This is a genomic window from Pseudomonas sp. SbOxS1, assembly GCF_013416725.1.
GTDB lineage: Bacteria > Pseudomonadota > Gammaproteobacteria > Pseudomonadales > Pseudomonadaceae > Aquipseudomonas.
Genome location: NZ_JAAVXC010000015.1, coordinates 64,924 through 79,015, shown reverse-complemented (window position 1 = coordinate 79,015; position 14,092 = coordinate 64,924). Strand labels below are relative to the sequence as shown.

At 62.7% G+C, this 14,092-nt stretch carries 16 protein-coding genes; 4 read left to right on the top strand and 12 right to left on the bottom strand.

Annotated elements, in window-relative coordinates; all coding sequences use genetic code 11:
* The first annotated feature begins 88 nt into the window (after positions 1 to 88).
* Together dxs and HFK74_RS16850 are read left to right on the top strand one after the other, a co-directional pair.
* A complete protein-coding gene (gene dxs, locus HFK74_RS16855; protein WP_180204445.1) occupies positions 89 to 1,987 on the top strand; it encodes a 1-deoxy-D-xylulose-5-phosphate synthase in 1,899 nt (632 codons plus the stop codon).
* Positions 1,988 to 2,105: 118 nt separating this feature from the next.
* Positions 2,106 to 3,965, top strand: coding sequence for a TonB-dependent receptor (locus HFK74_RS16850; protein WP_180204444.1), 1,860 nt, complete (start codon positions 2,106 to 2,108; stop codon positions 3,963 to 3,965).
* Between the two features lie 108 nt (positions 3,966 to 4,073).
* Here the strand turns inward: HFK74_RS16850 and HFK74_RS16845 are convergent, their stop codons facing one another.
* The 12 genes from HFK74_RS16845 to nrdR all read right to left on the bottom strand — a co-directional run bounded on the left by HFK74_RS16845 (position 4,074) and on the right by nrdR (position 12,781).
* Positions 4,074 to 4,874, bottom strand: a complete 801-nt coding sequence (locus HFK74_RS16845) for a cobalamin-binding protein (protein ID WP_180204443.1) — start codon at positions 4,872 to 4,874, stop codon at positions 4,074 to 4,076.
* Complete coding sequence (locus tag HFK74_RS16840) at positions 4,874 to 5,293, bottom strand: hypothetical protein (RefSeq protein ID WP_008059514.1); 420 nt, start codon at positions 5,291 to 5,293, stop codon at positions 4,874 to 4,876. Before HFK74_RS16840 ends, HFK74_RS16845 begins: the two co-directional genes overlap by 1 nt.
* Positions 5,290 to 5,907, bottom strand: coding sequence for a GTP cyclohydrolase II (ribA, locus tag HFK74_RS16835; RefSeq protein WP_180204442.1), 618 nt, complete (start codon positions 5,905 to 5,907; stop codon positions 5,290 to 5,292). Before ribA ends, HFK74_RS16840 begins: the two co-directional genes overlap by 4 nt.
* A gap of 109 nt (positions 5,908 to 6,016) precedes the next feature.
* Positions 6,017 to 6,772: an ABC transporter substrate-binding protein gene (locus HFK74_RS16830; RefSeq protein ID WP_180204441.1), complete on the bottom strand. Its 756-nt coding sequence runs from the start codon at positions 6,770 to 6,772 to the stop codon at positions 6,017 to 6,019.
* Positions 6,773 to 6,795: 23 nt separating this feature from the next.
* A complete protein-coding gene (locus HFK74_RS16825) occupies positions 6,796 to 7,299 on the bottom strand; it encodes a phosphatidylglycerophosphatase A (RefSeq protein WP_008059518.1) in 504 nt (167 codons plus the stop codon).
* On the bottom strand, positions 7,296 to 8,261 hold the full coding sequence (gene thiL, locus HFK74_RS16820; protein WP_180204440.1) for a thiamine-phosphate kinase: 966 nt from the start codon (positions 8,259 to 8,261) through the stop codon (positions 7,296 to 7,298). The genes HFK74_RS16825 and thiL overlap by 4 nt, the downstream gene beginning before the upstream one ends.
* Before the next feature lie 27 nt (positions 8,262 to 8,288).
* A complete protein-coding gene (gene nusB, locus HFK74_RS16815; protein WP_008000432.1) occupies positions 8,289 to 8,789 on the bottom strand; it encodes a transcription antitermination factor NusB in 501 nt (166 codons plus the stop codon).
* On the bottom strand, positions 8,786 to 9,262 hold the full coding sequence (ribE, locus tag HFK74_RS16810; RefSeq protein WP_003228649.1) for a 6,7-dimethyl-8-ribityllumazine synthase: 477 nt from the start codon (positions 9,260 to 9,262) through the stop codon (positions 8,786 to 8,788). Before ribE ends, nusB begins: the two co-directional genes overlap by 4 nt.
* Before the next feature lie 91 nt (positions 9,263 to 9,353).
* Positions 9,354 to 10,445, bottom strand: coding sequence for a bifunctional 3,4-dihydroxy-2-butanone-4-phosphate synthase/GTP cyclohydrolase II (ribBA, locus tag HFK74_RS16805; protein WP_180204439.1), 1,092 nt, complete (start codon positions 10,443 to 10,445; stop codon positions 9,354 to 9,356).
* A 31-nt stretch (positions 10,446 to 10,476) separates the two neighbouring features.
* Positions 10,477 to 11,139: a riboflavin synthase gene (locus HFK74_RS16800; protein ID WP_008033746.1), complete on the bottom strand. Its 663-nt coding sequence runs from the start codon at positions 11,137 to 11,139 to the stop codon at positions 10,477 to 10,479.
* A 47-nt stretch (positions 11,140 to 11,186) separates the two neighbouring features.
* Positions 11,187 to 12,320 (bottom strand): bifunctional diaminohydroxyphosphoribosylaminopyrimidine deaminase/5-amino-6-(5-phosphoribosylamino)uracil reductase RibD, encoded by a 1,134-nt coding sequence (ribD, locus tag HFK74_RS16795; protein WP_180204438.1) that lies wholly within the window; start codon positions 12,318 to 12,320, stop codon positions 11,187 to 11,189.
* The gene (gene nrdR / locus HFK74_RS16790) at positions 12,317 to 12,781 is read right to left on the bottom strand and encodes a transcriptional regulator NrdR (protein ID WP_003228656.1); all 465 of its coding nucleotides are present in this window, start codon (positions 12,779 to 12,781) and stop codon (positions 12,317 to 12,319) included. The genes ribD and nrdR overlap by 4 nt, the downstream gene beginning before the upstream one ends.
* A 127-nt stretch (positions 12,782 to 12,908) precedes the next feature.
* Here nrdR and HFK74_RS16785 point away from each other — a divergent pair, with 127 nt between their 5' ends.
* Both HFK74_RS16785 and HFK74_RS16780 read left to right on the top strand, forming a co-directional pair.
* Positions 12,909 to 13,367, top strand: coding sequence for a YbaY family lipoprotein (locus HFK74_RS16785; protein ID WP_180204437.1), 459 nt, complete (start codon positions 12,909 to 12,911; stop codon positions 13,365 to 13,367).
* Positions 13,364 to 14,020, top strand: a complete 657-nt coding sequence (locus tag HFK74_RS16780) for a methyltransferase (RefSeq protein WP_180204436.1) — start codon at positions 13,364 to 13,366, stop codon at positions 14,018 to 14,020. Before HFK74_RS16785 ends, HFK74_RS16780 begins: the two co-directional genes overlap by 4 nt.
* The last annotated feature ends 72 nt before the right edge of the window (positions 14,021 to 14,092 follow it).

Sequence of the window (14,092 nt, the reverse complement as noted above, 5' to 3'; positions counted from 1 at the left end):
CGTATGCGCCAAAAAAGACCAACGCGTGGGCAGGGGCCGATGCATCAGGTAAACTGCCGCATCTTTTATACCTATAACGATTCGCCTGATGCCCACGACGTTTCATGAGATTCCCCGCAAGCGCCCGACCACGCCCCTGCTCGACCGCGCGAACACGCCGGACGGCCTGCGCCGGTTAGGCGAAGCCGAGCTGGAAACCCTGGCCGATGAGTTGCGCCTGGAATTGCTCTACACGGTCGGTCAGACCGGTGGGCATTTCGGTGCAGGTCTGGGCGTCATCGAGCTGACCATCGCGTTGCATTACGTTTTCGACACCCCGGACGACCGGCTGGTGTGGGACGTGGGTCATCAGGCTTATCCGCACAAGATCCTCACCGGTCGTCGCGAGCGCATGGGCACCCTGCGCCAGAAGGACGGCGTTGCCGCCTTCCCGCGCCGTTCCGAGAGCGAATACGACACCTTTGGCGTCGGCCATTCCAGCACGTCGATCAGCGCAGCCCTGGGCATGGCCATTGCCGCCCGCCTGCAAAACAGTGATCGCAAGGCGATTGCCGTGATCGGCGACGGCGCCCTGACGGCCGGCATGGCGTTCGAAGCGCTGAACCATGCGCCGGAAGTGGACGCCAACATGCTGGTGATCCTCAACGACAACGACATGTCGATCTCGCGCAACGTCGGCGGCTTGTCGAACTACCTGGCGAAGATCCTTTCCAGCCGCACCTACGCGAGCATGCGCGAGGGCAGCAAGAAAGTCCTGTCGCGCCTGCCCGGCGCCTGGGAAATCGCCCGTCGTACCGAAGAATACGCAAAAGGCATGCTGGTACCCGGCACCCTGTTCGAAGAGCTGGGCTGGAACTATATCGGCCCGATCGATGGCCACGACCTACCAACCCTGATCGCCACCCTGCGCAACATGCGCGATCTCAAGGGCCCGCAGTTCCTGCACATCGTCACCAAGAAAGGCAAAGGCTTCGCCCCGGCGGAAGTCGACCCGATCGGTTACCACGCCATCACCAAGCTCGAACCCCTGGACGCTCCGGCCGCTGCGCCGAAAAAGGCCAGCGGGCCGAAGTACTCCGGCGTGTTCGGTGAATGGCTGTGCGACATGGCGGCTGCCGACCCGCGCCTGGTCGGGATCACCCCGGCGATGAAGGAAGGCTCGGACCTGGTGGCCTTCAGCGAGCGTTTCCCGCTGCGCTACTTCGACGTGGCGATTGCCGAGCAACACGCCGTGACCCTGGCGGCCGGTATGGCCTGCGAAGGCGCGAAGCCGGTGGTGGCGATCTATTCGACCTTCCTGCAACGTGGTTACGACCAGTTGGTGCATGACGTCGCGGTGCAAAACCTCGACGTGCTGTTCGCTATCGATCGTGCCGGCCTGGTCGGCGAAGACGGTCCGACCCACGCGGGCAGCTTCGACCTGTCGTTCCTGCGGTGCATCCCGGGCATGCTGGTGATGACCCCGAGCGACGAAAACGAACTGCGCAAGATGCTCACCACCGGCCATCTGTACGAAGGCCCGGCAGCCGTGCGCTATCCGCGCGGCAACGGCCCGAATGCGACCATCGAGAAAGACCTCGAGCCGATCGAAATCGGCAAGGGCGTGGTTCGCCGCCAGGGCAGCAAGGTCGCCCTGCTGGTGTTCGGCGTGCAACTGGCCGAGGCGCTGAAGGTTGCCGAGACGCTGGACGCGACCGTGGTCGACATGCGTTTCGTCAAACCGCTGGATGAAGCACTGGTTCGCGAGATTGCCGCCAGCCACGACCTGCTGGTGACCGTCGAAGAAAACGCCATCATGGGCGGTGCCGGCGGTGCGGTCAGCGAATTCCTCGCTCGCGAAAACATCCTCAAGTCGGTGCTGCACCTGGGCTTGCCGGACATTTACGTCGAACACGCCAAGCCTGCGCAGATGCTGGCTGAGTGTGGCCTGGATGAAGCCGGGATCGAGGCTTCGATTCGCGAACGCCTGCAACTGCTCGCCATCTAAATACCATCCCCTGTAGGAGCCGGCTTGCCGGCGAAGGCGCCCTCATGGACGCCAGAAGCTTCGCTGGCAAGCCAGCTCCTACAAGGACCGCACCGTCCTTGATACACAAGAATTGACCATGAACTTCACTCGCCTGGCCCTGACGCTGACCCTGCTGCCAGCCGGCCCGCTGCTGGCCGACACTTTCGAACGCGACCAGGCCCTGAAGCTGCCCGACGTGTTGATCAGCGCCAACCGCCAGGTCGAGGCGCGCAACGACAGCAGCGCCGCCAACACGGTCTTCACCCGCGAAGACATCGACCGACTGCAACCCAATAGCATCACTGATCTGCTGCGCCGTGTACCGGGGGTGCAAGTGGCACAATTGGGTGGGCGTGGCAGCCTGCCGGGGATTTACATTCGCGGCACGCAATCGGCCCAGAGCCTGGTGCTGGTGGACGGCCAACGGATCGGCAACTCGTCCTCCGGCGACAGCAACCTGCAACACATCAACATCGACCAGGTCGAGCGCGTGGAAGTGCTGCGCGGCTCCCGTTCGGTGATCTACGGCAGCGATGCGATTGGCGGGGTGATCCAGATCTTCACCCGACGTGGCAGCGAGCCCGGCCTGCAACCGAGGTTGCATATGGGGTTTGGCAGTAACCAGACCTGGGAACGCAGCCTCGGCGTGTCCGGCGGCGATGAGCAGACCCGCTTCAACCTTGGCGCCAGCCTGGACGAAACCGCCGGGATCGATCGCACCCATGAGTCGTATCCCAGCGACGGCGATCACGACGCGTACCGCAATAAGTCCCTGAGCCTGAGCCTGAGTCACGCCCTCACCGACGACGTCGAGATCGGCGCCAACCTGCTGGATAACCGTGGCAAAAGCGAATTCGACAATCCGTTCGGCCCCTTTCAGCAGCAGCCCTACAACGAATTCGACGTGAGCAGTGTCAGCAACTACGTCGACGCACGGGTCAACGACCTGTGGAAAACCCGCGTCGAGTTCGGCCACAGCGAAAACCGCGAGAAGACGTTCGACAAGCTCAGCGATGAGCGCAGCGTGTTCAACACCTACCGCAACTCGGTGAACTGGCAGAACGACCTGACGCTCAACGAGCGCAACAGCCTGATCCTCGGCGGCGACTGGTACGAAGACCGGGTCAACAGCAGCACGCCGTTCGACGAGGACAGTCGCTGGAACCGCGCGGCATTTATCCAGCATCGCTACCAGGCTGATAGCTTCTCTACCGAACTGGGCCTGCGGCGCGACCAGAACCAGCAGTTCGGCGGCCAGAACAGCTGGAGCGGCACCTTCACCCTGCCGCTGAACCCGGACAACGATGTGCTGCTAACCTACAGCGAAGGTTTCCGTGCACCGACCTTCAACGACCTGTACTACCCGGACTTCAGCAACCCGGACTTGAAACCCGAGACCTCGAAGAGCTATGAACTGCAATGGCGCAGCCAATTGACCGAGAGCAGTCGCCTGGAGGCCTCGCTGTACCGCACGGACCTCGAAGACGCGATCATCCCCGGCAGTAACTACCGGCCCGAAAACGTGGCCTCGGCACGCATCAACGGCTTTGAAGCGGCGTTGAAACAGCAACTGTTCGGCTGGCAGAGCAACCTCGGCGTGGCGATTATCGACCCCCGGGACCGCGACACGGGGCATACCCTGGCTCGTCGTGCACGTCGTACGTTGAGCTGGGACCTGGATCGACAGTTCGACCGCCTGGGCCTGGGCGCCAGCTGGCAAGCGGTGAGCAGCAGCTATGACGACTTGAAGAATCAACAGCCATTGGGTGGTTATGGGTTGCTGGGATTGCGCAGCAGTTGGGCGCTCAACCCTGAGGTCAGCCTGGAGCTGAAGGTCGATAACTTGCTGGACAAGGGGTACAGCCGGGCGCTGTACAGCCATGAAGGCAGCCAGTACGGGTATCGCGAGGAAGGTCGGGCGTGGATGTTTGGGGTGACCTGGACCCCGGAGATCTGACCAAGAATTCCGGTGTTTGGGCCGGCCTCATCGCGGGCAAGCCCGCTCCCACAGGGTCAGAGTGATTCCTGTGGGAGCGGGCTTGCCCGCGATGAATGCACCTCGGTCTCAGCGCTCGGGCGCGATCAATTGGCACAACTTGGCCGTCGCCTCGACCATCTGCCCGCTCGGCCGCTCCAGGCCCTTGTCAGCCACCAATCGCAACTGCCCCTGCCGCACCGCCGCCACCTGCGGCCACGCCTTCCACGCATTCAGCTGCGCCTGATCGCCGGCCAGGATCACCTCGGGATTGCGCTGCAACACCGCTTCAACGCTGACTTGCGGTGCCGGCAGCGCCAGATCGGCAAACACGTTTTGCGCCCCACAGACGTCAAGCGCAGCACTGATGATCTGCCCACCGCCCACGGTATAGAGCGGCCGATCCCAGACCTGATAGAACACCCGCAACGGCTGGTCGCGCCGGTAACGCTTGCGCAGCTCAGCCAACCGCTGGCGCAAACCGCCAGCCAAGGCGACCCCACGCTCAGGCCGGCCAAGCTGCAAGGCGATCGCTTCGATCTGCGCGGTGAGTTGTTGGAAATCGTGGGGTTCGGCGACGTAGGTCGGGATGTTCAAGCGCTTGAGTTGCTCACGCTGGGCCGGGCCGACACTGCCGGGCCAGAGCAGCAGCAAATCAGGCTGGAGGCTGAGCAAGCGCTCCATGTCCAGCTGACCGTAGCGGCCCACGGAGGGCAAGTCCTTGAGTTCGGCAGGACGCTCACCGGCGTCTAGCACGCCGACCAGCAAGTCGGCCGAACCCAGTTCAACAACCATTTCAGTGAGGGACGGGGCAAGGCTGACAACCCGTTCCACCGCCCCGATCGAGCCGCTGGTGGCCAGCAGCAACAGCGCCAGCCAGGCAAGACGCATCAACCGAGCTGACGCGGAATACGGTAGAGGTAGAACAGCACCGCGGTCGACAGCGCCAGCAGCATCAGCGGCACCGCTTCGAGGCCGACGAACACCGCCAGTGCACCGATCCAGGCCGGCAGGCCAGCCGCGAGGAACGCCGTGCGCCGCTTGGCCGCCAGGTGGATCCATGCGCCAGGTTCTTCAGGGGTATCGAGGGCTTTCTGGGTGGCGATCAGCGCATGTTTGTAGCCGCCAAAAAATTTCAGGCTGACAAACATCGAGGCAACACCGGCGATGAACAACGGCATCGCCAGCACCGGCAGGATGGCTTCACCCTGGCCGAACACGGCGTTGATCACGAACAGCGGCAACAAGGCCAACGCCAGGTATTGCCACCAGTTGACGGACAGTCGCCGCCGTACCTGACCGCGGGTCACGCCCGGCCTACCTCGCCCTGATGTTCGTTGCCCATCATGTGGTCGAGTTTGCTGGCCTTGGTCGCCAGGTAGAGCTTGTTGTGCGGGTTGTGGCCTGTGTGCAGCGGCACGCGCTCGGCAACCGCGATGCCCATGTCGGTCAAGGCTTTGACCTTGCGTGGGTTGTTGGTCATCAGGCGCAGGGATTTCACCCCCAGGTGCTCCAGCATTGGCAGGCACATGGCGTAATCACGCTGGTCGGCGGCAAAGCCCAGGCGCTCGTTGGCTTCAACGGTGTCGGCACCGCCGTCCTGAAGCTCGTAGGCGCGGATCTTGTTCAGCAGGCCAATGCCACGGCCTTCCTGACGCAAATACAGCAATACGCCCCGACCTTCACGGGCGATGGCCTGCAGCGCGGCCTCAAGTTGCGAGCCGCAGTCGCAACGCTGGCTGAACAAGGCATCGCCCGTCAGGCATTCGGAGTGCAACCGACCGAGTACCGGGGCACCGTCGGCGATCTCACCCAGGCTCAGCACGACGTGCTCGCGACCGGTGGCCTCATCGAGAAAGCCGTGCATGATGAATTGCGCAAAAGGCGTTGGCAGCTTGGAAGCGGCGACAAAAACGACAGGCACCGGTGTGCTCCTGATCTAAAAGTCTGAAGATTCGCAGGCCGGCATTGTAACAGCAGGTTCCAACCGACGCTTAGGCTGAATTATCGGCCATAACTATCAAAAAGTTTGATTACTGGCCGCTCAGCTGCTCATTCTCATCGAATGGGTAGGGTTGCTTCCAGCGTTCGAAGATCGGCCTGAGCTCACCGCTTTTCACCAATTGCGCCATGCGCTGGTCGAACAACGCCATCAGGCTGCGGGCCGCCGGGGTCTTGGCAAAGCACAGGTACAGCGGTAATTCGGCGATATGCGTGCGGCGGAACTGGGAAGGATCCTTGGCCCGACTGAGCACCCAATCGACTTCGGTCAGTGCGTCGATGTAGAAGTCGGCGCGGTTCTGCGTCAGCATCGAAACGATGCCGGTCCGCCTTAACACTTCGTTGTAGCGGCGAATATTTGGCAGATAATCCTGATAGTCGTAGCCACGTACCCACGCCAGGCGGTAATTACCCAGGGTTTGCGGGGTCGGCTGCGGACTGCTGGCCAGGCCCAGGGCATAGATATGATCGGTATCGAAGTTCCAGCGCGGATACAGCACATCGCTGGATTCTTCATGGTAGGAGCCGACACAGGCGTCGACTTCACCCCGTTCGGCCAGGCCCATCGAGCGCACATAGGGTTCGCTGCGGATGTCCAGCTTGACCCCCGCCGGCTCGAAGACTTTGCGTAATACGTCCCAACCCAGGCCGTGGCCGTCGGCAGCGGTATAGTCTTCCCAGTCTTCGCTGGCCAGATGAATCACCGACGGCGCGGTGGTTGCTTCCTCCGCCTGGGCGAGTGCACCGAACACCGCAAACACCATCGCTACCAACCAGCGTCGAGCCATCCCTAGTTCTCCCAATTAATCCCTCAGGCGAAAATCCATACCAGCCCCTGCATCGCCAACCACGCAAACACCCCGGCCAACACATCATCGAGCATGATGCCGACGCCTCCATGCACATGCCGGTCAACCCAGTGAATCGGCCACGGCTTGAGGATATCGAAGAAGCGGAACATCAGGAATCCCGCCAGCAGCCATTGCCAACCTTCCGGCACCAGCCACAGGGTGATCCACATGCCGACCATCTCGTCCCAGACGATGCCTTCGTGGTCATGCACCCGCAAATCATCGGCCACCTTGCCGCACAGCCAGAAGCCGAACAGCATGGTGATGCCCAGCATCAACCAGTAACCCCAGTCGGGCAACATCTGCCATAACGGGATAAAGGGTAGCGCAACCAGCGACCCCCAGGTGCCCGGAGCCTTTGGCAAGGTGCCCGAGCCAAAGCCAAACGCGAGGAAATGCCAGGGATTGCGCCAGACCGAAGGCGGTACGAACTCCGCCGGAACCTGTTTGGGGTGATCTGTCACGGTGTCTCCCGAAAATGTTGATAGCCCCGGGTTTGCGGGGTGATGTCCTTGCCCTCGGCGTCCAGCAGCGTCACGCCCTGCCCCGTCACCACCCGCCCAATCACATGAATCGGCCAGCCGTCGGCCAGCAACAGTGGTAACTCGACGGACGGTAGGGTGAAGGCCAGGACGTAATCGTCGCCGCCGCTCAGGGCCGCAACCTGCGCGTTCGCTTGGCCGAGAAAATCGACCAGGCTCTGCGACAGCGGCAAACGATCCCGCTCGACTTCGATTCCGACCTTCGAGGCCAGCGCGATATGCCCGCAATCAGCGAGCAGGCCATCGGAGATATCCATGGCCGACGTGGCCTTGCCACGCAGCGCCTGGCCCAAGCCGAGCTGCGGTTGCGGAAACCAGTAATGCGCCAGCAGCGGCTCGGCAATGCGCGCCTGGGCCGTGCGCTGGCCGAGCACCAATGGCAAGGCACCGGCGGCATTGCCCAGATCGCCGCCCACACACAGCAGATCGCCCGGTTGCGCACCGCTACGGGTCAGCGCCAGACCGCCCGGCACGCGCCCGAACACGGTCATGGTCAGGCTCAGGGGCCCACGGGTGGTGTCGCCGCCGACCAGTGCCACGCCGCAGCTTTGCGCCATCAGGTTCAAACCACGGGCATAGGCTTGCAACCATTCGGCGGTCACCGTCGGCAAGGTCAGGGCAAGGGTAAAGGCAACGGGTGTGGCGCCCATGGCAGCCAGGTCGCTGACGGCCACGGCCAGCGAGCGCTGACCGAGCAGAAACGGATCGCAGGGGTCGGCGAAATGCACGCCGGCCACCAGGGTGTCGGTGGAAATCGCCAACTGCTCCCCGGGAGGAACAGCCAGCAAGGCGCAGTCATCGCCAATTCCGAGGGCAACGCCTTCGCCGCCCTGCGCACAAGGCGCGGCGGCGAAGAAATTGCGGATCAGCTCAAACTCGCCCATGGCTGAGACAAAGTGTTCAAGCGCCGATCAGCGCTTGAACGCCTTAACTTCAGCTTCACGCAGGCGCGGGGCCAGCTTGTCAAGCACGCCGTTGACGAACTTGTGGCCGTCGGTGGAACCGAAGACCTTGGCCAGTTCGATCCCTTCGTTGATCACAACGCGGTACGGTACGTCGACGCGCTTGAGCAGTTCCCAGGTGGACAGGCGCAGAACCGCCAGCTCAACCGGGTCCAGCTCTTCGATGGTCAAGTCCAGGCAAGGCTTGAGCGCGGTGTCGATTTCAGTCTTGAACTGCGGAACCCCGTGGAGGATTTCGCGGAAGTACGCACCATCGACATCGGTGAAATCGTTATCGACCCGGAACTGCGCTTCGATCTCGTTCAGCGACTGCTTGGCCATGTGCCATTGGTACAGCGCCTGGGTCGCGAGCTGACGGGCTTCGCGACGCTTAACGCTTTTCGATGGCTTGCCAGCATCCGCAGGTTTTGGATCGCGCGGGTTGAAACGATCGCTTTCGTCGCTAATCACTTGGCCTCCAACTGCGCCAGCAGGCTGACCATTTCCAGAGCGGACAGGGCAGCTTCGGCACCTTTGTTCCCGGCCTTGGTGCCGGAACGTTCGATGGCTTGCTCGATGGAATCAACGGTCAGGACGCCGAAAGCGACCGGAACGCCGAACTCCATGGACACCTGGGCCAGGCCCTTGGTGCACTCGCCAGCCACGTATTCGAAGTGCGGAGTGCCGCCACGAATGACCGCGCCCAGGGCGATGATTGCCGCGAACTCGCCTTTCTGGGCGACTTTCTGCGCAACCAGCGGAATTTCGAAGGCGCCAGGTGCGCGGATGATGGTGATGTCGCTTTCGCTCACGCCGTGGCGAACCAGGGCATCAACTGCACCGCTGACCAGGCTTTCAACGACGAAGCTGTTGAAACGGCCCACTACCAGAGCGTAGCGGCCTTTAGGGGCGATGAAGGTACCTTCGATGGTCTTCAGGGTCATTCGATAGATCTCTTAAAGAGCCGGGACGCGTCTCGTACGCGTCCCTCGGTGATTTATTTGCCGCGAATTCAAGTCCGGAAACGACCGGTCATTATTCGGAGGGCACGTATTCTACAACTTCCAGATCGAAACCGGATATCGCATTAAATTTCATCGGTGCCGACATCAGGCGCATTTTGCGCACACCGAGGTCGCGCAGGATCTGCGAACCGGCACCCACAGTGCTGTAGGTGGTCGGCTTTTTCACCGCCAGGTGGTCGGCGGTTTCGCGAATGTGCGCCAGCAATACATCGCCATCCAGTGGGTGGCCGAGCAACAGCACCACACCGCTGCCGGCCTCGGCAACCGCGGACATGGCGGCGCGCAGGCTCCAGCGGCCCGGTTGCTTGACCATCAGCAGGTCGCGCAGCGGGTCCATGTTGTGCACGCGCACCAAGGTCGGTACTTCGGCGCAGACAGTGCCCAGGGTCAGGGCCATGTGCACGTCGCCTTCCACGGAATCACGATAGGTCACCAGGTTGAATTGGCCCAGTTCGCTGTCCAGAGGCTGCTCGGCAATCCGCTGAACGGTACGTTCGTGGATCATCCGGTAGTGAATCAGGTCGGCGATGGTGCCGATCTTGATGTTGTGTTCAGCGGCGAAAGCTTCCAGCTCGGCGCGACGGGACATGGTGCCGTCGTCGTTCATCACTTCGCAGATCACGCCGCTCGGCTCGAAACCGGCCATGCGCGCCAGGTCACACGCGGCTTCGGTGTGGCCGGCACGGGCCAGGGTGCCGCCGGCCTGGGCCATCAGCGGGAAGATGTGGCCGGGGCTGACGATGTCTTCAGCCTTGGCATCACGGGCGGCAGCCGCTTGCACGGTGCGCGCGCGGTCGGCGGCAGAGATGCCGGTGGTCACACCGGTGGCCGCTTCGATCGATACGGTGAACTTGGTGCCGAAACCGGAACCGTTGCGCGGGGCCATCAGCGGCAGCTTGAGCAGTTCGCAGCGCTCGCGGCTCATCGGCATGCAGATCAGGCCACGGGCGTGCTTGGCCATGAAGTTGATGTGTTCGGCCTGGCAGCACTCGGCGGCCATGATCAGGTCGCCTTCGTTCTCGCGGTCTTCGTCATCCATGAGGATGACCATCTTGCCTTGGCGGATGTCTTCAACCAGTTCTTCGATGCTATTGAGCGCCACAAGGCACCCCCATTCTTTTAAAAATTGAGTTTCAGGATTTGAGGTAGCCGTTGGCGGCCAGAAAGCTTTCAGTAATGTTGCTGGAGGTAGGCTCAGCGGCCTTGTCGCCCAGCAGCAGGCGCTCCAGATAACGGGCCAGCAAGTCCACTTCCAGGTTCACCCGGCGACCTGGCTGGTACGACGCCATGATGGTTTCGCTCAGGGTGTGCGGAATGATCGTCAACAGGAACTCGGCGCCATCGACCGCGTTCACGGTCAGGCTGGTGCCGTCGACGGTGATCGAACCTTTATGGGCGATGTACTTGGCCAGCTCCTTGGGCGCGCGGATGCGAAATTCCACGGCACGGGCGTTTTCGGTGCGGGCAACCACTTCGCCCACGCCATCCACATGGCCACTGACCAGGTGCCCGCCAAGGCGAGTGGTCGGGGTCAGGGCTTTTTCCAGGTTGACCGGGCTGCCGCTTTTGAGGTCATTCATGGCGGTGCAGTCGAGGGTTTCGCGACTGACGTCAGCCGCAAAGCCATTGCCCGGCAGTTCAACAGCGGTCAGGCACACGCCGTTGACCGCAATGCTGTCGCCCAGTTTGACGTCGCTCAGGTCGAGCTTGCCGGTTTCGACGTGGACCCGCACATCTCCGCCTTTAGGGGTCAATGCACGAATACTGCCGATGGATTCGATGATGCCGGTGAACATGGGGTTCTCCTCGAGAACAGGGCCAGCGCTATAGCGATGGCCGGAAATTATACGCTCGCTGCCGGTGAAGGAATGGCAGTGACTCGCCAGTCATCGCCCACCGCGCGAATTTCGGTGATTTTGAGCTCGGGTGCATCCTTCATCTGCGCGAGCGGCCAGTCCAGCAGCGGCCGTGCCGAAGAGCCCAAAAACTTGCCGGCAATGAAAATCTGGAACTCATCCACTAAACCGAGTTGAGCGAAAGCACCGGCCAACCGCGGACCGGCCTCCACCAGCACCTCGTTGACACCACGGTTGGCGAGCTCGACCAGTAGCTGACGCAGATCGACCTGGCCATCGTAACCGGGCACGATCAAGCATTCCGGGCCATTGGCGTATTGCTCCTCCACCGCCACACAGGTGGCAACCAGCGCCGGGCCGGCCTTGAAGAACGGGGCATCGAGCGGCACGCGCAAACGCCCGTCGACCAGTACGCGCAGTGGCGGACGGCTCATCACCAAAGCGGTTTGCTCGGCATCCAGGCCCAGCTCGTCGGCACGCACAGTCAGGCGGGCGTTGTCCGCCAGCACGGTGTCGGCACCGGTCAGCACCACGCTGGCCTGGGCACGCAGGCGTTGCACCGCCGAACGCGCCGCGGGCCCGGTGATCCATTGGCTTTCGCCGCTTTCCATCGCCGTGCGACCGTCCAGGCTCATGGCCAACTTGACCCGCACGAACGGCAAGCCCTGTTCCATGCGCTTGAGGAAGCCTTGATTGAGCTTGCGCGCCTCACCCTCCAGCACACCACTTTCGGTGGCGATGCCGGCCTGGGCCAGGCGTTGCAGGCCACGACCGGCCACTTCCGGGTTCGGGTCCTGCATCGCCGCCACGACCCGTGCCACGCCGGCGTTGACCAACGCATCGGCGCACGGTGGCGTGCGACCGTGGTGGCTGCAGGGCTCGAGGGTCACGTAGGCGGTGGCGCCACGGGCCAGCTCACCGGCGGCGCGCAAGGCGTGGACTTCGGCGTGGGGCTCACCGGCGCGCTCGTGCCAGCCTTCACCGACGATCTGCCCGTCGCGCACGATCACGCAGCCGACCCGCGGGTTGGGGTGAGTCGTGTAATGACCTTTGCGCGCCAGCTCCAGCGCGCGGGCCATGTAGTGGGCGTCAAGGATGGCAAGCTCTGCTGGCGTGGTCATTCTTTCACCGGTTCCCGGGCCAGGCGATCGATCTCTTCGCGGAACTCATTGAGGTCCTGGAAGCGGCGATACACCGAGGCGAAGCGGATGTAGGCGACTTCGTCGAGCTTCTGCAGCTCGGCCATCACCAGCTCACCGACCACGAGGGACTTGACCTCGCGTTCGCCGGTGGCGCGCAGTTTGTGTTTGATGTGCACCAGCGACGATTCGAGGCGCTCGACACTCACCGGGCGCTTTTCCAGCGCACGCTGCATGCCGGCGCGGAGTTTTTCTTCGTCGAACGGCTGGCGACTGCCGTCGGTTTTGATCAGGCGCGGCAACACCAGTTCAGCGGTTTCGAACGTCGTGAAACGTTCGCCGCAGGCCAGGCATTCACGCCGGCGGCGCACCTGTTCGCCCTCGGCGACCAGACGCGAGTCGATGACCTTGGTGTCGTTGGCACCGCAGAAGGGACAGTGCATGGTGGCAGGCAACAAAAAAAGGGAGGGCCATGGTAGCGCATCCGGGTGGCAAGACAAGCCATAGGGTTTGCGGTATACAGACGGGATGATCACATGATCCATGGATTTCACCCTTCCGGAGCTGCCAATGCCGTTACGACCGCTCGTTTTGCTCAGCCTTTTCAGCCTGTTGGTGGCTTGCAGCAGCGATGCCCCCCAGCCACCAACGCCAGGCCCGGCGCCACAGCAAGCGCAGAAGAAAGCCCGGGAGTCGGCCAACCTCGGCCCGCTGCCGGCCTATCAACGGGAATTGAGCGGTACCCTGCAAGGCGTACCGGACGGCGCCGAAGTCGAGCTGGCCCTGCTGGTGATCGACGAAAGGGACCGCCCGCAACAATTGCTCGCCAGTTCCAACCTGATCGGCACCAACCAGGTATTGCCGTTTCATCTGCGTTTCAACCCAGACTCGTTCCCGGCGGGTGCCCGTGTTGAACTGCGCGGCCGCGCCAGCCAGTCGGGCCAACTGATCCTGCACCTGCCATCACAGCGGATCTATCAGCCGACCACCCAGGTGCTGGGCCAGCTGCAATTCGTCAAAGCCCCATGAAGACGCCGCTGGACCTGCAACAGGCGTTGGGTGAATTGCTCGGAGATGCGCGACTGGTCGCCTGCGGGTTGCCGCAGACTGATCTGAAGCTGTGGCTGATCGATGGCGACAACATGGACCGCGCCTTCAGCCCGGAAGAAACCCGGCGCATTCTGCATGAGCCGCCGTACTGGAGTTTCTGCTGGGCCAGCGGCCTGGCCGTGGCCCGTTACCTGGCGCAGAACCGGCATTGGGTCGAAGGCAAGCGGGTGCTGGATTTCGGAGCCGGCTCTGGCGTGGCCGGGATTGCCGCGGTCAAGGCCGGGGCGCTGGAAGTGGTGGCCTGCGACCTTGACCCGCTGGCAATTGCCGCCTGCCGGGCGAATGCCGAACTCAATGACGTAGAGCTCACTTACTCGACGGATTTTTTCGCCGAGGCCGATCGCTTTGATCTGATTCTGGTGGCAGATGTGTTGTACGACCGGGCGAACCTGCCGCTGCTCGATGAGTTCCTCAGTCGTGGGCGCGAAGCCTTGGTGGCGGATTCACGGGTACGGGACTTCCGGCATCCGTTGTATCGGCGCATCGAAATGCTGGAGGCCATGACCCTGCCGGATCTGTGTGAACCCGAAGAGTTTCGGCATGTGAGCCTCTACCACGCAAGCCGCGCTTAGAAGCTTCGCGGGCAAGCCTCGCTCCTACAGGTCCGCGCCGATTTCAAAACGGATAACGGACCTGTAGGAGCG